The organism is Nocardia fodinahabitans (genome assembly GCF_052983615.1).
On sequence record NZ_JBRJJC010000001.1, the window covers coordinates 2,170,497 to 2,189,722 of the forward strand.

The following is a 19,226-nucleotide window of genomic DNA, read 5'->3' on the forward strand; positions in this document are numbered from 1 at the left end:
GTACTTAGTTAGGCGTAGATCTGGATCGCGGGCACTGTGGATGGCCCGTCGACGATCAGCGATAGTTGATCGATGGCGTCTGCACCGCACTAGTGAACGGCGCGCATAGGAAGGGCAGGCGATGAACGGATTGGGCACCTTGGAAGCCCGCGTGATGGACGTACTATGGAGCACCTCCGAGGCGCTCACCGTGCGCGACATCTTGGGGCGCCTTCCCGATCCCTACGCCTACACCACCATCCTGACGGTCTTGACTCACCTCCATGAGAAGGAGTGGGTAGTGCGAGTGATGCACCGCCGGGCATACCTCTACCGGCCCACACGCTCGCGGGCCGAAGCCACCGCCGAGGTTGTGCGCGGCATCATCGACTCCAGCAATGACCCGGAGTCGGTGCTGCTGCATCTGGCATCCATCGTGACCGAGGCCGAATCCGAAGCGTTCCACCGCGGGCGCACCCGCCCCCCGAAGCGATCGAAGAAATGATCGTCGCCTTGGGTGCGGCGTGGGCGGCGGCGCTGTTGTGTGTGGCAGCGCCGGGCGTGCTGCAACGCATCACACCAACGATGACGCCTCGCGCCGCGGTCGCGTCCTGGCTGATCTGCCTGTGTTCGGCCGTCGGGCTCGCCGGCGTGGCGGTAGCGGCAGCGCTCTGGCCTGGACACGCACCGGGCGTGGTCGTCGCCGAGGCCGCGGCGCAGTGTCTGACCCGCGTCGTTCACTCGGTGCCCGGCTGGCTGGCCGATCCGCTGACGGTCGTGGTCTTGATAGTCGTCGCCGGCCTCGGCATTCGGGTCGCGGCCAGCGCACGGCGGCATGCTCGGGCCGGAGCTCGCGTGCGCGCCTACCACCGCGACGTGGTCAGTGTGGTGGCTCGTCGCGGCGGTGAGGATGTGCCGGTGATGTGGCTGGACCATCCCAAGCCCATGGCATACAGCGTCGACGGCCGTCCCGGGATGATCGTCGCCACCGAAGGATTGGCCAGCAAGCTCAACGATGGCGAGCGGCGCGCGGTCCTGGCGCATGAGTATGCCCATCTGCGCGGTGGCCACCATCGCCTGATCAGAAGCTGTGAAGTCTTGGCTGCGGCACTGCCCTGGATTCCACTGTTCGCGAGTGCGCCGAAAGCGGTCGCCGCCTTGGCCGAGTTCGCCGCCGACGACTCCGCCGCGGCCGCCACCAGCCCCGCGACGATCCGGTCGGCCCTGCGCGTAGTCGCCGCCTCGACCAGTAATGAGCCTTCTGCCACCCTCTCCCTGGGTGGACAGGTCCTGCAGCAACGTTTGCGCCGACTGGAGAGCTCGAAACTACCGCGGCGCTCGTCGCGATGGATGGCGATGGGAGTGTCTCCGATCGTCGCCGCGACCGCCGCACCGGCCGGGATGCTCGCCTGCGCCGCAATCGCGTGCCTGGTCATGTTCTGACCAGGACTGGACGCTCGCCGTCGACTATGTAGCATAGTTGACGGCGCCGGGTCACCGACGGCGTCGCGCGGCGACGAATGCCTCCGCGGAACGCGCACAATCCGGAGGCCGGGGAATGATTCGACGTAGTGTCGTTGTCGCGATGCTGACAGCGCTGGGGTCGGCGCTGATAGCAGGCCCGGCCCAGGCACACAGCAAGCTCGACAGTTCGGTTCCAGCCGCGGGGTCCACCGTCGACACTCCCCTAACCCTGATCGAATTGACGTTCAATCAGGAGATCGGGGCGGAATTCGCCAACGTCGGCCTGACCGATTCCGGTGGCACCAGTTGGGCCGCCCAGGTGTCCAAGGTCGAGGGCAAGACAGTGCGCGTCGCTGTCAGTCCAACGATGCCGCCACAGCAGTACACCGTGGCCTACCGGGTCGTCTCCGATGACGGCCATCCCATCACCGGGTCCTACGAATTCACTTACACCGCGGTGTCCACGACTCCGACCGAGGCGAAGACGAATTCGCCATCGGGCCCAGAGTCTGCCGCGGCTGGTGATTCTTCGGCTACCTCTTCATCGTCGGATGGGCTGCCGTGGCCTCTGATAGGAGTGCTGGCCGTGCTCGTCATCGGTGGTGCCGTCGTGACGCTGCGCGCAGGCAAGCGATCCAAGCGCTGAGGCCCGCTCCTAGGACTCGTCACCCATGACCATCTCGGAGCTGCTCGATACCTCGATCCAGGTGCCGGACGCACCACCATCGATCGGATCGATGCTCGCGTGGTATCCCCAGCCGATTCCCCTGCTTCCCGCGCTGGCGTGCGCGGCGGCGATCATCTATCTGGTCGGTCTCGCGCGGCTGCGCCGGTTGCGACGTCCCTGGCCGTGGTGGCGTACCGCGTGCTTCCTCGGCGGTTGCCTACTGCTGGCCGCGACGACCGGTTTGGGTATCGAAGGCTACGGATACCACCTGTTCAGCGTGTGGATGTTCCAGCACTTGACGCTGTCGATGACGATCCCGCCGCTGTTGGTCTGGGGTTGCCCTGGCCTGATGCTGCTTCGCGCGACACCACACCACGGCCTCGGCCGACTTGTGCTCGCCGTGGCGGTCACCGGGTTGCGCAGCCGCACAGCACGATTGCTGCTCCATCCCGGGTTCACCATTCCCCTGTTCTTGTTCAGCTATTACGGGATCTATCTGACACCGGTCTTCGACACGGTCGGGTCCACGGTCGTGGGCCACCAAGCGCTCGAGTTGTTCTTCCTGCTCAGTGGCCTGTTATTCATCGTGCCGATCCTGTCGGTCGGCCCACTTCCTATCCGTCAGACCAACCTCGGGCGGTTCTTCGACCTGTTCGTGGAGATGCCGCTGCACGTGTTCTTCGGCGTCATTCTGATGATGGCCACCACCCCGTTGGTCGAACTGTTCGCTACTCCGCCACCGGACTGGGGCATCGACGCGATGCGGGACCAATATCTCGCCGGTGCGCTGGCGTGGTCCTACGGCGAGCCGGTCGCACTCGTCGTGGTCATCGTCTTCGCGATTCGCTGGCGCCGTGACGAACAGCGCGAGAACGCCGTCGCCGATCACCGCGCCGATCAAGTCGGTGATAGCGATCTCGCGGCCTACAACGCCTTCCTCAAAGACCTCCACGCGACCGGCCGTCCCACCCCTGCCGGTTCGACAGCACGAAGGAACACCGCATGAGCAAGAAGTCCAGCCGTACACGAAAGAGGCCCGTTGTCGGCAACGTCGGCCGCAGGCAGCCGCCGTGGGCAGTAATCGGGGCCGCGGCCGCCATCATCGTGCTGGTGGCCGGGCTCGGCTGGCACTTCGTGCCGAAGTATCGCGAGTTCACCGAAGCCCAGCGCTACGTTCCCGGCAGCAGTCAACCCGACCCCTCCGACCTCATCGACGGAGTGACCAAGCAGCAATACCCGGCGGGCAATCATGTGCGGGCGACCCAGCGAGTCGCCTATGACCAGACCCCACCGTTCGGCGGACCCCACGATCAGAGTTGGGCAACCTGTACCGGCGAGGTCTACACCAACCCGATTCGCAGCGAGAACGCTGTCCACTCGCTCGAACATGGAGCCATCTGGATCACCTACAACGCCGATCGCCTCGACGCCGACGACATCGCGACCCTGCAAGCCGAGGTCGACGGCAAGCCCTACATGTTCATGTCGCCCTATCCGGATCTGGATTCGCCTGTGACGCTGCAGTCTTGGGGCCACCAGCTCCAGCTCGACAGCGCCGAAGACCCCCGGATCGCACGATTCGTCACCGCGTTGCGGCAAAACCCCAACACTCACCCCGAGCCGGGTGCCAGTTGCGCCACTTCGGGAGCGGGTTTCGATCCCGACGCACCGCCGCCGTTCGATCCCACCCCGCCGGGCCCCGACGCCGTTCCGCTCGCTCCCACCGGCGGCGGATCCACCGATCCTTCCGGAGGCCCTCGGTGACAGCTGAGCCGACCAGACCTGCGTCCACCACACCTGGACGGTCCCGATCCGGATCGATCATGGCCGCGATACTGGCCGCCACGCTGATCGTGGGTCTGCTCGCCGGGTTCTGGATGCGCGGCATCGTCACTTCGGATACCCCGGACATGCCGCTCGGTGTCATCGAGGTGGGATTCGCCCAGGATATGGCGACTCACCACAATCAAGCGGTCGAGATGTCTGCGACAGCGTTGGAGCATGCGGTCGACCCCGCGGCGCGGACATTGGCCTTCGACGTCATGACAAGCCAGCAGAGCCAATTGGGGATGATGCGCGGCTGGCTGATGCTGTGGGATCGGCCGGTCTCGGCTGAGCAACCGATGCTGTGGATGAGCCGCGCGGACTCGCACACGCCAGGGTCAGACCATCAGATGCCCGAGCAGGAATCGATGCGAATGCCGGGGATGGCCACAACCGAAGAACTCACCGAACTACGCAGAGCCCGAGGTACCGCCTTCGACACCTTGTATCTGCAGCTGTTGTTGCGCCACCACGAAGGCGGCGTGATGATGGCGCGCGCGGCCCGCGACACCGCGACGGTCCCGGCAGTCGCGAACTTGGCCAGACAGATCGATGACGCGCAGACCGCAGAATCGCAGGCCTTGCGAGACATGCTCGCCCAACGCGGCGCGCCCACACTGCCGATGAACTGAGTTCATGGACACCCCCGACCTACCAGGACTGCTTCCTGCAGTCCTCGGCCATGCCGGCTGGCTCGACCTGAAGGGTGGCGTGATGAAGCTCGAACGAGTCGGCCAGCAGGTGCTTGGCCGCGCTCAACACCGCGTCGGGGTCAGCGGCATCATCGATCGCCAGATGTGCCGATGCGACTTCCATACCCGGCGTAAGGGTCCAGACGTGCAGGTCGTGCACTTCCTGCACGCCGTCGACGCCGTGCAGTGCTGTGCTGACCTCGGTGACGTCCAAGCCGGTCGGGGCGTGCTGGAACAGAATTCGCAGGGCCTGTTTGCCCAGGTTGTAGGCCCGCGGCAAGACGAAAAGCCCGATCAGCACACCGATGATCGGGTCGGCGTAGCGCCACCCGAACATCAAGGTGACCAATCCACTGACGAGCACGCCGATCGACCCGAGCATGTCGGCCATGACTTCCAGGTACGCGCCGCGCACGTTGAGACTTTCCTTCGCGCCGCTGCGCAGCACCAGCATGGCCACCACGTTCATGGCGAGACCGACGATCGCCACGATCACGACCGGCAGACCCGGCACCTCCGGCGGGTCCGACAGACGCCCGGCAGCTTCAAAGAGCACCCACATCGCCACACCGAACAGCAGGACCGCGTTGAACAACGCGGCAAGGACCTCGGCGCGATACATCCCGAACGATCGATCGTTGCGGCGCACAGTGCGGCGCGCGACCAAGATCGCGACCAAGGCCATGGCGACACCGAATACATCGGTGAAAACGTGGGCGGAATCCGACAAAAGGGCCAGCGACGAGGTCGACAGACCCACCAGGAGTTGGGTGATGAAGGTGATCAGGCCCAGCCCGATCGCTATCGCCAACCGCCATACGTACTTGCTGGAAGCGCTGGTCGCCTCCGTCGCCGAGACCCCGTGGTCGTGGCTGTGCCCCATCATGAACCCTTCCGACGAACCGGCCCGTTCAATACATATTAACATGCGCATGTAGCAACTAATGCAACGGCCGGGCCGTCAGCACCTCTGAACTTCGGCCTATTGAATCAATTTTTTCGGTGTGCCAAACTATTCAGGTTATGAGTGAACCGAACCGCCGATTCCTGTTGGGTAGCGCGCTGGCAGGGAGCGCCGGTCTGGCGCTCGCCGGGCGGGCAGTGCTCGACGCGTCACCGGCAAAAGCACAGGCGCAGCCCACGTCCGGACACAGCGGCTCCCATGGCGGGGGCGCCAGCGGACCGACCTTCCGGATCGGCCAGGCCGTCGATCATGATGCCAACGGATTCAATCCAACCCAGGTGCTGCGCGACTTCGATTACGGCAAAACCACGCGGCTGCCCGACGGACGGACCCTGCGCGAGTGGGAGGTCTACGCCAGCGACGAGGACATCGAGGTCGCACCGGGTGTCACCTTCCCGGCGTGGACGCTCAACGCGCGCATCCCCGGCCCGACCCTGCGCTGCCGGGAAGGTGAACTGCTGCGGGTGCATTTTCGCAACGGCTCGAAGCATCCGCATACCCTGCACTTCCACGGGATCCACCCGGCCGAGATGGACGGCATCGCAGGCCTGGGCGCCGGGATCATCGAACCGGGACAGTCCACGACCTACGAGTTCGACGCGACCCCGTTCGGCTTGCACCTTTTCCACTGTCACGTCGGCCCGTTGGCCGAGCACATCGCCCGCGGAATGTATGGCACGTTCATCGTCGACCCGCCCACCCCGCGACCGCCCGCGGACGAGATGGTCATGGTCATGCACGGGTACAACACCACCTTCGACGGCGAGGGCAACCAGCTCTACGCGGTCAACGGGATCCCGTTCCATTACATGCACGAACCGGTGCGGGTGAAACGCAACGAACTCGTCCGGATCTACCTGGTCAACGTGCTCGAATACGACCCGATCAACAGCTTCCACGTGCACGGCAACTTCTTCGACTACTACCCCACCGGCACCCGGCTACAGTCCTCGGAATTCACCGACACGATCGTGCAGGGGCAAGGCCAGCGCGGGATCTGCGAGATGCGTTTTCCGCATCCGGGCAAGTACATGTTCCACGCCCACAAAACCGAGTTCGCCGAACTGGGCTGGATGGGGTTCTTCGAGGTGAGTGACTGATGAGTACTCCCGACACCCGCAAACCGGCCTGGGCCCTCGGGCTCGGCACCGGCGTGCTGCTGATTCTCGCGCTGGCCGGCCTCGCCTTCGTCGGTGGACGGAGCCTGCCCGAACGAACCGGCCCCCCGATCGAGGAGATCGGCGTCGAACGCGTTGTACTGCAACCTGGTTCGATCGAGCTCGACATCCGCAACACCGGCGCCGATCCGATCAGTATCGGGCAGATCTTCGTCAACGACGCCTACGTCGATTTCACCGGGCCGGTCGAGGAAATCGGCCGACTGCGGTCCGCGCAGTTCCGCTTGGACTATCCCTGGCAGGACGGTCAGCCCTACAAGATCTCGATGCTGACCTCCACCGGGCTGGTGATCGAACACGACATCGCCGCCGCGGTGCAGACCCCGCAGGCGGGAGCGTCGTTCTTCGGGTTGATGGCCTTGCTCGGCACCTATGTGGGCATCATTCCCGTGGTGCTCGGGATGTTGTTCCTGCCGTTCCTGCGCACGGTCGGTGGAGCAACGGTGCGGGTACTGCTCGCTTTCACCGTTGGACTGTTGGCGTTTCTCGCTTGGGAGGGCACCAGCGAAGGCTTCGAGCTGGCAGGCGCCTCCGGAAGCCCGTTCGGCGGTGCGGAACTCGTCGTCCTCGGTGCGGCACTGGCCTTTTTGACGCTGACCGCGATCGACCATTGGCTGCGAACCCGCAGGCAGCAAGCCGCCGCGAGTGGACGCGCCAGTGGCTTGCGGTTGGCGCTGATGATCTCGATCGGTATCGGCTTGCACAACCTCGGCGAAGGGCTCGCCATCGGATCCGCTTACGCAGTGGGCGAACTCGCGCTCGGCGCCTTTCTGGTTATCGGCTTCACCATCCAGAACACAACCGAAGGCTTGGCTGTCGTCGCACCGCTGACCGAGCGGCGGCCACCGCTGCTCAGGCTGCTCGGACTGGGGTTGATCGCCGGAGCTCCCGCCATCGTGGGCGCGGTCATCGGTGCCGGTGCCAACAACCCCGAGCTGTCGGCATTGCTGCTCGGTATCGGTGTCGGCGCCATCGTCCAGGTCATCGTGCAGATCGCGCCGAGCCTGCGTGAACCGGGTACCACCTCGGTCAGCGCCCGAACCCTCGCCGGGATCGGTGTGGGCATGCTGACGATGTACGCGACCGGGCTGCTGGTGGCCGGATGAGCACCGAACCCACCACGGCGATCACCCGCCGAACCGCCATCGCCGGATGCTGCACCGTCTGCGCGATCGTCGCCACCGGGTGTGCCACCGGACGAGCCGACCAAGAAAGACAACCGGCCAGAATTCCGGCCAGCCGCGTCGAAGTCGGCGGCGCCACAGCATTTCCCGAACATCGGATCGTGGTCGTCCAGCCCAGCGCCGGGGTGTACAGGGCCTTTTCGGCGATCTGCACCCACCAGGGGTGCAGTGTCACCGATATCGCCGGGGATGTCATGAAGTGCCCGTGCCACGGAAGCACCTTCAAACTCGCCGACGGATCCGTGGCCAAGGGCCCGGCTCGGGAACCGCTGGCCGAGCTCACCGTGACCGTGCAAGGCGACACACTGACGGTGCAGTGACCCCTCGCTCGCGGATATTGCGGGGTCATGGCCTGGCTCCAATATGGTCGCAAATTGGTCACGACCAGGTACAGTTTGTGTCACGTCGTCGCAGGCAGTTGACGTTACGCACCTACAACTCGACCGCATCACGACCACTCTGATCGACGTTAGGACCCAGCTGTGCCGCACCATCGAATGACCTCCGGTTCCATCACTGTCAAGGAACTGCTCGGTGGCGTCACCGACGAACCCCGGGCCAAGCACCGTCTGGCCACCGACTCCACGGACAGGTTCAAGGGAATGGCAGGCGTAGCGGTCGCCGCTGGGGCTCTGCTCGGCACGGTTGCCCAGGCCACGCCCGCGATGGCGTCCACAGACCTTGGTGCCGAAGGGATTTCCGACTCGGTCGACCTTCCCTCCCCGGCTCCTGTCGCGGCACCGTTCGGCCTGGCGGGTCTCCCGGTCGAACTCGCTGGACCACTCGCGCAGGCCGAGCAGATTATCAAGGACCTCCAAGCGATCCCTTCCGCGGTCACACCGCCCGCCGCGGCACCCGCATCCGCCGTGCTTCCCGTCGGTGGTGAAATCAGCTCCGGGTACGGCAGCCGCTGGGGAGCGTTCCACTACGGTGTCGACATCGCCGACGCGCTGGGAACTCCGATCCAGTCCGCGATGGGCGGCACCGTGATCGAAGCAGGCCCGGCGTCAGGGTTCGGCCAATGGGTGCGCGTGCAGCAGGACGACGGCACGATCGCGGTCTACGGCCACATCAACGAGTACTACGTGCAAGCCGGAGACCGGGTGAACGCCGGTGACGTGATCGCGGCCGTCGGCAACCGCGGTCAATCCACCGGCCCCCACCTGCATCTCGAGATCTGGGACCAGAACAGCAACAAGATCGACCCCGTCGCCTGGCTGGCGGGCAACGGCGTTATCACCGAACAGCGTTGGGGCAGCGACTGATCGTCGGGCGGCCGCGTAGCGATCAGGCTGTTCTCACCTGTTCGACCGGATCGGGTGTTCCAGTGGTCTCGCCGGTGAACTGGCATGCGCCATGGCGAGTGAACGGCTCACCGAGTTGGGCCAGGTAGGTGATGGGGTAGTCGGGTTTGGCAGCCATGCCGAGATCTGTGCTGCTGAATCGGCGAGCGGGATCGTAGCTGTAGGTGCGCGCGATGTGGTCCCAGATCAGGGTGAACAGGCCGAAGTTGACGTCGCCGATCCCTGCCCATTTCAAGTGGTGAAAGCGGTGGCCTTCGTTGAGGGCCAAGATGTGTCTGATCGGGCCGACGCGGTAGTCGGCATTGGAGTGTTGCAGCAGCAACTGCACCGCGACGGCCAGCGACAGCGCAGCGGCCACGGGGACCGGGATCCCGACCAATAACAGCGGGGTGACACCAGCGGTCATCTCGATGGTTTGGTGTAGCGGATGTTTCATCAGGCCGTTGAGTCCGTAGAAGCGGGTAACGCTGTGGTGCACGGCGTGGAACCGCCACAGCACCGCGATCTTGTGGCTGGCGTAGTGAGCCATGGTGATGCCCAGATCCGCGACCAGTATCGCGACCAGCACCTGGACAACGAACGGCCAACTGCCCGGCCATATTCCGTCGCCAGGCACAAACGCGGCCAAGGCGGGGATCGCGGCGACGCTGGCAAGGATCAGCGTTTCGTTGACGAAGGCGTGGGTGGTATCGCGGCCGGTGTCGCCGTGCGGGCTGTTCCAGTCGGCCTGATAGGGCAACAAGCGTTCCGCGGCGAACGACAAGGCGATCGCAGTAACCAGCAGCGCCAGCAGCCAGGCTTTGTTCGCACCGCCCGCGGCCACGGCGATCCCGGCGCCGTTGATGCCGAGCAGCATCGCCGGTACGTAGCCGTAACGGATGAGAGGTCGAGTGATCTTTGACATGAATTCAGGTTCGCCCCAACACCATCATGTGAGCTTGTAGAAATCGACTGACCTACGTCGCGGGCGGTCCCCGCCAGCCTGAGGCGATGAGCGCTTCGGTGGGGGTGATACCGAACAGGTCGCGGCAGGTGTTGGTCAGGTGGGCGCTGTCGGTGAAACCCGCGGCGTGGGCGGCTTCGGTCAATGTTCCTCCCGCGCGCACGGTGCCGACCGCCAACTGCAGGCGAGTCCAGCGTCGCCACGCCGCATACGGCAACCCCACGTGCTCGCCGAACAAGTGTGACAACCGACTCGGTGACATCGCGACAGCCGCGGCGAGATCACCCAGCGACGGCGGCCCGCCCGCCGACTCAGCGGCGAAACGCATCGCTCGCGTCACCACCTGATGCGACGATCGAATCGGTGAGCGATTCACCGAATTCCCCAGTGCCGCAACCCTAGAGCTGCGAGGCGTGGCAGCAACGATCCAGCTCATCACCTCATCGGGAGGCAGTCCACGCAAGCGGGCGAGGGCTGCGCGGCCGACGATGTCGGCGGAATCGAGGTAAGCGATGAATCCCTTGGTTGCAGGACCGGCTCGAACCTCATGCCGGGCACCGGGTGGAATGATCGCCCACTCCGCGCGCGCCTCGCGCCCGGCCGCATCGATCAAGCTCACCTCGCCGGAAGTGACAAGCAAGACCTGCACGGCGGCGTGCGAATGGGCTGCGGTGTCACCGATGTCGCCGGTGAACGCCATCAGACCTGGTGTCATGACAACGCCGCCGAGCCAGCGCAACGTCATATCGGCAGCACGACCGAGGTGACGAATTCGTTGCGTAGCCAACCGATGAACACCGCCCACGCACCGCTGACCAGCGCCGCGCCCACCAAGATCAGCATGACACCACCGGCGATCTGAATTGCCCGGGAATATCGGCGCAACCACCCGACACCCCGCAGGGCTTTCGCGGAGCCGAAGCCAAGAACGATGAACGGTGATCCGAGCCCGACGCAGTAGGCGACGATCAACGACACGCCACGAGCGGCGGTCGTGCCCTCAGTTCCCGCCGCGACCGAAAGAACCCCCGCGAGAGTCGGTCCCAGACATGGCGTCCACCCCAACCCGAACACTCCCCCGAGCAGGGGTGCTCCGGCTAGCGAGGAGATCCGCAACGGGGAGAAGCGGGTGTCTTTCTGAAGCGCCGGGATGAGCCCGACAAACGCCAACCCCATCACGATCGTGATCACTCCGCCGATGCGTTGGAGCAGATCCTCGTTGAGCCGCAACGCTCCGATCACCCCGAACACCGACGCCGTGGCAAGGACGAAGACGACGGTGAATCCGGCAACGAACAACGCCGCCGCGCCGGCCACGCGCCAACGGTCTCCGGCAGAGCCCGGCTCGTCTCCGCCCGCGGGTGAGGTAGTGGCACCGGAAACGCCAGCGAGGTAGGACAGATATCCGGGAACCAGCGGCACAACACACGGCGAGGCGAACGAAACCAGCCCGGCGAGCATGCAGGCGGCGAGCGCGAGCAGCAGCGGCCCGGTCGCGGCGGCGGTCTGAAAACTGGTGCCGATCCCCTGGGCGAGCGCCGTCATCGTCCTGCCGCCACACGTTCGATCACCGGCAACAGATCCTCAGTCAGCAGAGCACGCAGGAACACCGCCGCTACCCGGTGCTGTCGATCCAGGATCAGGGTAGAAGGGATGACGCTGGTGGGATAGCTGCCGCCGAGCGCGATCAGCGTGCGCATCGAGGGGTCATAAATCGACGGATAGCCGACCTTGTAGTCAATGACGAAATCCTGCGCTTTGTCACGCTGGGGGTCGCGGACATTGATTCCCAGAAACTGCACCCCCATATCCTTGGTGGCCGCATATGCGCGTTCGAGGTCGTCGGCTTCAGCTCGGCACGGCCCACACCATTGACCCCACAAGTTGATCACCACCACTTGCCCGTCGTAGTCGGCCACCGACACAACCTTGTCCTCGGCCATGAGATCGGGCCCCGACAGGGCCCCGATCTGCCCGCGACTGTCCGGCGGGTCGTAGAAGATGTCGGTCTGCCCACCCGGTGAGACGAAATCGAATGTGCCACCGCCGGTGGCGACCGAATCCGAGCCGGAAGCGCAACCTGTCACAGCGATCTCCAAGCATGCACACAGGACGAGCACCCTGATCCACCGCGGATGCCGACCTCGTGTCGGGGTGGATCGTGGGAATACTCGCGTACCTTGTTGCTCGATCATCGGGTCACCTCACTGATCGCGGCCCGAATCTGGCCGGGGTTGTCGAACACGGCTGGTGTGGTGATCCGCTCGACCGAACCATCCGGCTGGACAAGGAAACTCAGCGGCAACACCGGGGGCGCGGACAACACCTTGCGCACGTCGCCGGAATCGACGAACGACGCATAGCCGACACCCAACCCTGTCAACAACTCCAGGGCAGCGACGGGGTTGTCTTGCACATTGATCCCCACCACGCGGACTGAACCGGGCTCATTGGCATAAGCGTCGAGCACAGGGATCTCTTCTCGACACGGCCCACACCAGGATGCCCAGAGATTGATCAGGGTCGGTTCACCGCTCAGCGCAGCACCGAGGTCGACCATGACGGTAGACCCGAGGCACCGCGCCAAGACACCGCTCAGGCGCACGTCGGCGGGTTGCGAGACCGCGGGGGCCGGGCACCGCGTCAGCAGGGCCGCACCTGCTCGGGTGCCCTCTGGAGCAACAGCAGCGGAGCCAGAGACCGCATCTCGCGTCACGCCAGGTTCCGCGAAACTGGTCTCGGCCGAGGTCGATCGTGGCCAGATCGCCACGATCAGTGCCACGATCACGACAAGAACAAGGACAAGCCATCGAGCTCTCGGCTGCACGTGTGATCCCTTCTTCATAACTCAGCACCCTATCTACTACTTATCGTAGTAGATAGGTGCTGAGGTGCGGATCCGCGGCATTCACAGCAGCGTGCTCCAGTAACTCCAGAACCGGATGCCGATCAACGCAACGATGGCGAGGGCCCAGACTGTGAGCACCACCCCGTGGTAGCCGTCGGCCACGACGTCAGCGAGTCGACGCGCGGCAGCAGGGACGGGAAGGTCGCCGACAACCACGTTGCGCACGGTCACGTAACCGAAGATCGGGATGGTCACCGCCCAGACCACCATGCAGTAGGGGCACAGGGCACCGATGCTGTAGAGCGTCTGGTAGATCAACCAGTGCACGAACACCACGCCGAAACTGGCACCGGCCTGCAATCCCAGCCAGAACCAGCGCCGGAACTGTGCTCCGGCCAACAGCCCGGCGCCGACGGTGGTGACGACCGCGAACCCGGCGATTCCCAGCACAGGGTTGGGGAACCCGAACACCGCTCCTTGCGGGCTGTCCATGACAGACCCGCAGGACACGATCGGGTTCAGACTGCAGCTCGGTACATAGTCAGGGTTTCGCAATCGCGCCATTTTCTCCACGGTGAGCACGCTCGCGGCCACCGTGCCGAGCAGACCACCGCTCAGTAGCAGCCATGGCAACAACCGTGGAAACGGGGAGCGATGGTCCCTCGTCTGCGTGGAAATGCTTGCCTCACTTGGCGAGTGCGGCATCGATGGCCTCGATGAAGTCTTCGGCGGATCGCGGTTGGAGCTTGGCGCCGTTGAGGAAGAAGGTGGGTGTGCCCTGAACCCCGAGGGTTCGGCCGTCGGCGACGTCGTCCTTGATCCGTTGCAGGGTGGCAGGATCGTTGTAGGCGTTGTCCCATTGGGTCATGTTCAACCCGAGTTCGCTGGCGTAGCCACGAAAGACGTCATCCTTCGGAACACGTTGCTCGGCCCACTCGGTCTGCGTTTCATACATCTTCTTGTACATCGCTTCGAACGCACCCTGCCCTGCGGCGGCTTCCACCGCCCGCGCCGCACGTTCGGCGTTGAAGTGCGACGGAATCGGGAAGTAGCGCACGACGAATGTCACTCGACCGCTGTAGGTTTCGCGCAGTTGCTCCACGAAGGGAAACGCCGCTCCGCAGGCCTCGCATTCGAAGTCGAGAAATTCCACCAGCGTGACCTTGCCGTCACCGGCCGGCCCGGCCCGGTGACTGTTGTCGCGGACGAGCAGGTTCTCCGTTCCGGCACCCGCGACCGGCTGGTCCTTGTCGGAGCCGGAGTTGATCGCGACGATCACCGCGGCTACCACGAGGAAGACGGCAACGATCGCCGCCGAGATCATCAAATTTCTCTTTCGGCGAGTGGCTTCGCCGGTCTTGCTCTGCTTCTGCGACATCTCTGATCCTTCATGCCAGCGACAGGAGTCCCCCGTCGCTGTTGGACAATGGGGATGGGCATGGTGCCGTGCTGCGAACGCGACTCGGTCGCGAGCAGGCAACTGCCTCCGGAAAGAACGCGTCGGCGCTGTCGGGAGGTGTTCACCGGCAATCTGCGGACGCGTTGAGACTGCCGCGCTTCTATGTGCGCAACACGCAGAGCATGGCCAAACTGGGCGCATTGCAGCGCCGCTGGATGATCACCGGATGCGGTCCCGCGCGTGCTGGTGCGAGCAGGATCGGGCGGGCACGCGCTGGCCACGTCACGGCGAGTAACACGCTCAGAAGTAGAACCAGACACAGACCGAGCGCCCCGACGGGAGCCACCGGTTCCAGCATGGCGCTGCCGAGAAGATCAGCGCCAGCTTCGAGGTCCCCAACCACCTCCGACGCCGACGTCGCCGCCCCTACATCCGTGACAGCGTTCGCGACCAGACCCGCGGTCGAGCATCGAATATCGTGACCGAAGGCGCGAACCTCATCCGCGCACGGTGAGGTCTGCATCATGGCCAGCCCCACCAGAGCCGCTAACACCGCGATCAACCGCGCGAGTCCCACTCGCACGGCTACACCACGATGCCGACTCTGCACGCCGCCAGGGTAGTAGATAACTCGAGATCGCCCCAGGCCGACTGCGGACCGCGCCATGGAGGCGATCAGCCGACTACTCGTGGTGGGCGTTTACGCGTTCTTCGACAGGCTTGTGCGCCAGGACCCGGAACGTAATTCCCCCGCGCCCGCTGCGCCGCGATTCGGTGATCACGAATCCGGCGGATTCCAGGTAGGGAATCGGGTCACGCAGCAGGTGGTCGGCGCCGAACCGGACGCTGATCGGCTCGGCTACTCGCATCAACAGCCGCGCCGGTGCGGAGGTCGACGGCCCGTGCTCAGCGAGCACGAACACTCCGCCCGGGATCAGGGCTCGGTAAGCCTGCGCACAGGCACGTCCCGGGTCGGGGATCGTGCAGAAACTGTAGGTCGACACCACGGTGTCGACGCTCGCGTCAGGCACGTCCAGGTCCTGCACGTCGCCCAGACGAAGCTGTACCGCCAGGTCCGGGCGGTGGGGGCGCTGCTCGGCGATATCGAGCACTCCTTGGGAGATGTCGACGCCGATGACGTGCTCGACCTCGCCGCCGTAGCGGGGCAGATTCAACCCTGTGCCCACGGCGAGTTCGAGGACCCGGCCCCTGGCATGACTCACAGCCCAGCCACGCGCGTCACCGAGCACCAGCCGCTCGAACGCCCCGATCTGGCGGTCGTAGCGTGTGGCATTTCTGTCGAAGACCGCGGCGATGCGGTCGATACTCGGCTGCTGCATGATGCCTCTGTTCGATGGCCGAAACGGTGGGTCCAAGTCTGCGCTGTAACTTGCACAGCCACTATCGGGGAAACCCCTGATTCTCTAGGTGGCGGCGGGGTGCAGCAGAGCGTTCAGGTCCGGTGGGGTCGGCATGGGTTGGCGTAGGCCGACTCTCGCGCGGCCGGTGTTGCCCTCGGGGTAGTGTCCCGACCAGGATCCAGGCGCAGCGACGATGATCCGCACGACTTGGCCGACTGCCTCGCGACGATCGCGCTGCCGCACCGCCAGAGCCAACATCGCGACATGATTTCGGGTGTGCAGCCACGGGTCCGGCTGAGACAAGATGTGAGCACGTTCGAGATGGGTCCAGCGCCGGTCGGGGTCTGCGACGGTGGCAGCGGCGCGCATCTCGTCGAAGTAGCGGGCACGGGCTGGGGCGGGCAAGCGGGACATGCAGTCGTCCTTTCCTGGGTGAGGTTGTGGTGGCCTCGTGCGTCAGCCGAGGAACAACACGCTGATCGCGGCCGCAGCGATGGCCGAGCCGATCGCGATCGCGGCGGCGAGTTGGGTTGCGGTGAGCACACTTTCGCGGCGCACCCACGTGAGCAGCATCAGCGTGGCTCCGGCAGCGCGACCGTGGCGCCGGTGACCATTCCGGGTGAATAGTCACCGAACCAAGCCGCAGCGCCGAGGTGGAACAGGGCGTTGACTGCGAACTGCCACTGCAACGCCACTGCGATCACGACCCACCCGGATGCCGCCCGAGGTCGCGTCGCCTGCCAGGAGCACAGCAAGACCAACAAGATCAGCGGGATATGGCTGAGCGCGAATGCCTCCGTGGTCAGCGGTGCGAAATGCAAGCTCGTCCAGGCGGCGAACCCCGGGATCTCCTCGAGGGTGTGCACCACGAAGACAACGAACGGCGCCCACAGCATCAAGGGTCGAAATTTCGAAAGATCCAGTGCCACAGCGGTATCCGGGCGGGTTTCGAGCGTATCAGCCATCGAGATCTCCTCATTCGTCTATACATGCGAATATGACTATATTTGATCGAGCCGTGATTCGCGACCCTTTAGACACCCGGGCGCGGGCACACTTTCGCGCGTCAGCCGTGCTCACGTTCAGAGCGAGATTCCCACGGCGGGTCGACCCTCCCAGAGAGAGGCGACATCGACCAACCCTTCGACACATACCCCATGGGGTATCGTCTTCCAAGACGAGAGATACCCCCCTGGGTATATGACCTCCTGAAGATCGAGTAGCACTCGAAAGGCGGAAGAACATGACGGAGACAACGGTGCAGCCGCCGAGCACGGCTGAGCCCAGCAGGCCAGGGTCACTGGCCCGGCTGGGGTCAGTGATGGCCGGTCGCGCCCGGGTGGTGGTCGGGGTGTGGCTGATGGTGCTCGTCGCACTGGGTTCCGTGGCGCCGAGTGTCTTCAGCTCGTTAGCCGGTGCGGGATGGCAGGCCAACGGTTCGGAATCGGTACAGGTCCGGGAGTTGGCTCAGCAGCATTTCGGCGGTAATTCCTCGGCGGCGGTGCAAGTGGTGGTGCACTCCGATACCGCGCAGGTCTCCGACCCGCAGGTGCAGGCGGTGCTGGATGAGGCTTCGGCGGTGTTCGCCGGTGACTCCAGGTTCGGGGCGGTGATAGCGCCGCAACCCGGGATGAGCATCAGCCCGGACGGGCATACCGGAGTTCTTATCGCGGGGGCGAACGCGTCGGCCGATGACATGGTGCGTGCGGTCGACGAGCACAAGGCGGCATTGACCGGGCTCTCGGGTGACGGTGTCGAGGTGTATCCCACCGGCGCTTCGGCGTTGTGGAGTGATTTCAACAAGGCCAACCACGACGCGATGATTCAAGCGGAGCTGTTCTCGTGGCCGGTAACGCTGCTGATCATGGTCCTGGCGTTCGGTTCGTTGGTCGCGGCGGGGTTACCGTTGTTGTTGACTGTTGCCGGGCTGGTGGCTTCGGCCGGCGGCCTGGTATTGCTGAATCAGGTGACCCCGATCTCGGTGTGGGCGATGAACTTCGCGATGATGTTCGCCCTCGCGCTGGGCATCGACTACGCGCTGTTCATGGTAGCCCGGTTCCGTGATGCGCTGAGCAAGACCGCCGATGCGCGCCGCGCGGTCGCCGAGACGATGGCCACCGCAGGCAAGGCCGTGGTGTTGTCGGGTCTGACTGTGCTGGTGAGCCTTTCGGCGGTACTGCTGGTCCCGGCCCCGGCGGTGCGGACGATGGCGGTGGGGATCATGCTCGCGGTCACGTTTGTTCTGATTGCGACACTGACATTGCTGCCAGCGGCACTGGGCGCGCTCGGCAAGCGGATCAATGCTGCGGCGCTGCCGTATGCGACCCGTCAGCAGCACCGCTCGCCGCGGTTCGCACGCTGGGGACAGTTGCTACACGACCGGCCGTGGCCGTTCGCGATCGCCGGGGCGGGAGCGTTGATCGTGCTGGCGCTGCCGGTTCTCGGGTTGAAGGTGGCGATGCCCTCGATCCAAGTGGTGCCCGAGCAGGCACCGGTACGTCAAGGCTATGAACTGGTCCAACGTCAACTCGGCGAGGGCTCGCCCGGTGCACTGCAGATCATCACCCCCGCCGATCAGGCCGACAGCACCGCCGGGGCGGCAGCGGGCGCGGGGATCACGATGGTGACGCCCGCGCAACCGGCCGTTGACGGTTCCGGGTGGGTCATGATGCTGGCCCTGCCAGCTATGGATCCCTCCGACGAACGCATGGGCACGGTGCTCGACGGGTTGCGGGACCGGTTGCCCGGCCAGGCCATGGTCGGCGGCGCGCCTGCGGAGAACCTGGATCTGCAGCAGGCGCTGAACGACTACCTGCCGATCGTCGTCTCGGTGATCTTGGTGCTGGGCTTCGTGTTGTTGCTGGTCGCGTTGCAAGCTCCGCTGATCGCCGCGCTGGGGACACTGGTCAGCCTCGGCTCCACCGCCGCGGCATTCGGTGTGGCGAAGCTGATCTTCCAAGACGGACACGGCGCGGGGCTGCTCGGCCTCACTCCCCAGGGGTTCCTCGACGGCTGGGGACCGGTGTTCTTCTTCGCCATGATCTTCGCCATCGCGATGGACTACACCGTGTTCCTGCTGGCCAGCGCCAAAGAACAGTTCGAACACACCGGCGACGCCCGGACCGCGGCAGTGGAAGGGCTGGTCCATTCCGGACGCGTGATCTTCGCCGCGGCGGCGGTCATGGTCGCGGTGTTCTTCACCTTCGCCCTCGCCGAACCGCTGCCCCCGAAGGAAATGGGCATCATCCTCGGTGTCGCCGTGCTGCTGGATGCCCTGATCGTGCGGCTGGTCCTACTTCCGGTCATCCTGCGTCTCACCGGCCGTGCTGCCTGGTGGTCACCGGCCTGGCTGCGCCGAGTCCTGCCACGGATCAGTTTCGCCCACCACTGACACGCCATAGTCATATACCCCAGGGGGT

At 65.0% G+C, this 19,226-nt stretch carries 22 protein-coding genes; 11 read left to right on the forward strand and 11 right to left on the reverse strand.

All coding sequences use genetic code 11. From position 1 onward, the window contains the following. The first annotated feature begins 121 nt into the window (after nucleotides 1-121). From NV348_RS10120 to NV348_RS10145, 6 genes are all read left to right on the forward strand, one after another. A complete protein-coding gene (locus NV348_RS10120) occupies nucleotides 122-484 on the forward strand; it encodes a BlaI/MecI/CopY family transcriptional regulator (RefSeq protein WP_447146821.1) in 363 nt (120 codons plus the stop codon). 188 nt (nucleotides 485-672) lie between these two features. Continuing rightward, nucleotides 673-1,422, forward strand: coding sequence for a M56 family metallopeptidase (locus tag NV348_RS10125; protein ID WP_447146822.1), 750 nt, complete (start codon nucleotides 673-675; stop codon nucleotides 1,420-1,422). 142 nt (nucleotides 1,423-1,564) lie between these two features. Then, nucleotides 1,565-2,089: a copper resistance CopC family protein gene (locus tag NV348_RS10130; protein WP_447146823.1), complete on the forward strand. Its 525-nt coding sequence runs from the start codon at nucleotides 1,565-1,567 to the stop codon at nucleotides 2,087-2,089. 25 nt (nucleotides 2,090-2,114) lie between these two features. Further along, on the forward strand, nucleotides 2,115-3,116 hold the full coding sequence (locus tag NV348_RS10135) for a cytochrome c oxidase assembly protein (protein ID WP_447146824.1): 1,002 nt from the start codon (nucleotides 2,115-2,117) through the stop codon (nucleotides 3,114-3,116). Then, nucleotides 3,113-3,874, forward strand: a complete 762-nt coding sequence (locus NV348_RS10140) for a thioredoxin-like domain-containing protein (protein WP_447146825.1) — start codon at nucleotides 3,113-3,115, stop codon at nucleotides 3,872-3,874. Before NV348_RS10135 ends, NV348_RS10140 begins: the two co-directional genes overlap by 4 nt. Nucleotides 3,875-3,933: 59 nt before the next feature. Next, nucleotides 3,934-4,566, forward strand: coding sequence for a DUF305 domain-containing protein (locus tag NV348_RS10145; RefSeq protein ID WP_447146826.1), 633 nt, complete (start codon nucleotides 3,934-3,936; stop codon nucleotides 4,564-4,566). A gap of 19 nt (nucleotides 4,567-4,585) precedes the next feature. Here the strand turns inward: NV348_RS10145 and NV348_RS10150 are convergent, their stop codons facing one another. After that, nucleotides 4,586-5,509, reverse strand: a complete 924-nt coding sequence (locus NV348_RS10150; RefSeq protein ID WP_447150996.1) for a cation diffusion facilitator family transporter — start codon at nucleotides 5,507-5,509, stop codon at nucleotides 4,586-4,588. Between the two features lie 140 nt (nucleotides 5,510-5,649). On the opposite strand from NV348_RS10150, the gene NV348_RS10155 reads away from it, so the two are divergent. The 4 genes from NV348_RS10155 to NV348_RS10170 all read left to right on the forward strand — a co-directional run bounded on the left by NV348_RS10155 (nucleotide 5,650) and on the right by NV348_RS10170 (nucleotide 9,217). Then, nucleotides 5,650-6,690 carry a multicopper oxidase domain-containing protein gene (locus NV348_RS10155; RefSeq protein WP_447146827.1) on the forward strand — a complete coding sequence of 347 codons (1,041 nt, stop codon included), beginning with the start codon at nucleotides 5,650-5,652 and terminating at the stop codon, nucleotides 6,688-6,690. Then, the gene (locus NV348_RS10160) at nucleotides 6,690-7,874 is read left to right on the forward strand and encodes a ZIP family metal transporter (RefSeq protein WP_447146828.1); all 1,185 of its coding nucleotides are present in this window, start codon (nucleotides 6,690-6,692) and stop codon (nucleotides 7,872-7,874) included. Before NV348_RS10155 ends, NV348_RS10160 begins: the two co-directional genes overlap by 1 nt. Further along, nucleotides 7,871-8,272: a Rieske (2Fe-2S) protein gene (locus NV348_RS10165; RefSeq protein WP_447146829.1), complete on the forward strand. Its 402-nt coding sequence runs from the start codon at nucleotides 7,871-7,873 to the stop codon at nucleotides 8,270-8,272. The genes NV348_RS10160 and NV348_RS10165 overlap by 4 nt, the downstream gene beginning before the upstream one ends. 162 nt (nucleotides 8,273-8,434) lie before the next feature. Further along, nucleotides 8,435-9,217: a M23 family metallopeptidase gene (locus NV348_RS10170; protein WP_447146830.1), complete on the forward strand. Its 783-nt coding sequence runs from the start codon at nucleotides 8,435-8,437 to the stop codon at nucleotides 9,215-9,217. Between the two features lie 22 nt (nucleotides 9,218-9,239). Here NV348_RS10170 and NV348_RS10175 read toward each other — a convergent pair whose 3' ends face one another. The 10 genes from NV348_RS10175 to NV348_RS10220 form a co-directional block, all read right to left on the reverse strand. After that, the gene (locus tag NV348_RS10175; RefSeq protein ID WP_447146831.1) at nucleotides 9,240-10,160 is read right to left on the reverse strand and encodes a sterol desaturase family protein; all 921 of its coding nucleotides are present in this window, start codon (nucleotides 10,158-10,160) and stop codon (nucleotides 9,240-9,242) included. Between the two features lie 52 nt (nucleotides 10,161-10,212). Beyond that, nucleotides 10,213-10,944: an AraC family transcriptional regulator gene (locus NV348_RS10180; RefSeq protein WP_447146832.1), complete on the reverse strand. Its 732-nt coding sequence runs from the start codon at nucleotides 10,942-10,944 to the stop codon at nucleotides 10,213-10,215. Continuing rightward, nucleotides 10,941-11,744 (reverse strand): cytochrome c biogenesis CcdA family protein, encoded by an 804-nt coding sequence (locus NV348_RS10185; RefSeq protein WP_447146833.1) that lies wholly within the window; start codon nucleotides 11,742-11,744, stop codon nucleotides 10,941-10,943. The genes NV348_RS10180 and NV348_RS10185 overlap by 4 nt, the downstream gene beginning before the upstream one ends. Beyond that, nucleotides 11,741-12,394 carry a TlpA disulfide reductase family protein gene (locus NV348_RS10190; protein WP_447146834.1) on the reverse strand — a complete coding sequence of 218 codons (654 nt, stop codon included), beginning with the start codon at nucleotides 12,392-12,394 and terminating at the stop codon, nucleotides 11,741-11,743. Before NV348_RS10190 ends, NV348_RS10185 begins: the two co-directional genes overlap by 4 nt. Then, the gene (locus NV348_RS10195; RefSeq protein ID WP_447146835.1) at nucleotides 12,391-12,981 is read right to left on the reverse strand and encodes a TlpA family protein disulfide reductase; all 591 of its coding nucleotides are present in this window, start codon (nucleotides 12,979-12,981) and stop codon (nucleotides 12,391-12,393) included. Before NV348_RS10195 ends, NV348_RS10190 begins: the two co-directional genes overlap by 4 nt. 126 nt (nucleotides 12,982-13,107) lie before the next feature. Further along, nucleotides 13,108-13,641: a vitamin K epoxide reductase family protein gene (locus NV348_RS10200; protein ID WP_447146836.1), complete on the reverse strand. Its 534-nt coding sequence runs from the start codon at nucleotides 13,639-13,641 to the stop codon at nucleotides 13,108-13,110. Nucleotides 13,642-13,732: 91 nt separating this feature from the next. After that, on the reverse strand, nucleotides 13,733-14,371 hold the full coding sequence (locus tag NV348_RS10205; protein WP_447150997.1) for a DsbA family protein: 639 nt from the start codon (nucleotides 14,369-14,371) through the stop codon (nucleotides 13,733-13,735). A 758-nt stretch (nucleotides 14,372-15,129) separates the two neighbouring features. After that, entirely contained in the window at nucleotides 15,130-15,786 is a 657-nt protein-coding gene (locus NV348_RS10210) for a class I SAM-dependent methyltransferase (RefSeq protein WP_447146837.1), read from the reverse strand. 84 nt (nucleotides 15,787-15,870) lie between these two features. Continuing rightward, the gene (locus tag NV348_RS10215) at nucleotides 15,871-16,221 is read right to left on the reverse strand and encodes a DUF3703 domain-containing protein (RefSeq protein ID WP_447146838.1); all 351 of its coding nucleotides are present in this window, start codon (nucleotides 16,219-16,221) and stop codon (nucleotides 15,871-15,873) included. A gap of 158 nt (nucleotides 16,222-16,379) precedes the next feature. Further along, nucleotides 16,380-16,772 (reverse strand): HXXEE domain-containing protein, encoded by a 393-nt coding sequence (locus NV348_RS10220; protein ID WP_447146839.1) that lies wholly within the window; start codon nucleotides 16,770-16,772, stop codon nucleotides 16,380-16,382. Between the two features lie 278 nt (nucleotides 16,773-17,050). On the opposite strand from NV348_RS10220, the gene NV348_RS10225 reads away from it, so the two are divergent. Next, nucleotides 17,051-19,198: an MMPL family transporter gene (locus NV348_RS10225; protein ID WP_447146840.1), complete on the forward strand. Its 2,148-nt coding sequence runs from the start codon at nucleotides 17,051-17,053 to the stop codon at nucleotides 19,196-19,198. The last annotated feature ends 28 nt before the right edge of the window (nucleotides 19,199-19,226 follow it).

Coding starts and splice junctions, on each gene's coding strand:
- NV348_RS10150 (WP_447150996.1), bottom strand. CDS start 5,509: ATGGGGCACAGCCACGACCACGGGGTCTCGGCGACGGAGGCGACCAGC.
- NV348_RS10210 (WP_447146837.1), bottom strand. CDS start 15,786: ATGCAGCAGCCGAGTATCGACCGCATCGCCGCGGTCTTCGACAGAAAT.
- NV348_RS10215 (WP_447146838.1), bottom strand. CDS start 16,221: ATGTCCCGCTTGCCCGCCCCAGCCCGTGCCCGCTACTTCGACGAGATG.
- NV348_RS10185 (WP_447146833.1), bottom strand. CDS start 11,744: ATGACGGCGCTCGCCCAGGGGATCGGCACCAGTTTTCAGACCGCCGCC.
- NV348_RS10205 (WP_447150997.1), bottom strand. CDS start 14,371: ATGATCTCGGCGGCGATCGTTGCCGTCTTCCTCGTGGTAGCCGCGGTG.
- NV348_RS10165 (WP_447146829.1), top strand. CDS start 7,871: ATGAGCACCGAACCCACCACGGCGATCACCCGCCGAACCGCCATCGCC.
- NV348_RS10220 (WP_447146839.1), bottom strand. CDS start 16,772: ATGGCTGATACGCTCGAAACCCGCCCGGATACCGCTGTGGCACTGGAT.
- NV348_RS10130 (WP_447146823.1), top strand. CDS start 1,565: ATGCTGACAGCGCTGGGGTCGGCGCTGATAGCAGGCCCGGCCCAGGCA.
- NV348_RS10190 (WP_447146834.1), bottom strand. CDS start 12,394: ATGATCGAGCAACAAGGTACGCGAGTATTCCCACGATCCACCCCGACA.
- NV348_RS10160 (WP_447146828.1), top strand. CDS start 6,690: ATGAGTACTCCCGACACCCGCAAACCGGCCTGGGCCCTCGGGCTCGGC.
- NV348_RS10145 (WP_447146826.1), top strand. CDS start 3,934: ATGGCCGCGATACTGGCCGCCACGCTGATCGTGGGTCTGCTCGCCGGG.
- NV348_RS10120 (WP_447146821.1), top strand. CDS start 122: ATGAACGGATTGGGCACCTTGGAAGCCCGCGTGATGGACGTACTATGG.
- NV348_RS10135 (WP_447146824.1), top strand. CDS start 2,115: ATGACCATCTCGGAGCTGCTCGATACCTCGATCCAGGTGCCGGACGCA.
- NV348_RS10140 (WP_447146825.1), top strand. CDS start 3,113: ATGAGCAAGAAGTCCAGCCGTACACGAAAGAGGCCCGTTGTCGGCAAC.
- NV348_RS10225 (WP_447146840.1), top strand. CDS start 17,051: ATGACGGAGACAACGGTGCAGCCGCCGAGCACGGCTGAGCCCAGCAGG.
- NV348_RS10155 (WP_447146827.1), top strand. CDS start 5,650: ATGAGTGAACCGAACCGCCGATTCCTGTTGGGTAGCGCGCTGGCAGGG.
- NV348_RS10180 (WP_447146832.1), bottom strand. CDS start 10,944: ATGACGTTGCGCTGGCTCGGCGGCGTTGTCATGACACCAGGTCTGATG.
- NV348_RS10175 (WP_447146831.1), bottom strand. CDS start 10,160: ATGTCAAAGATCACTCGACCTCTCATCCGTTACGGCTACGTACCGGCG.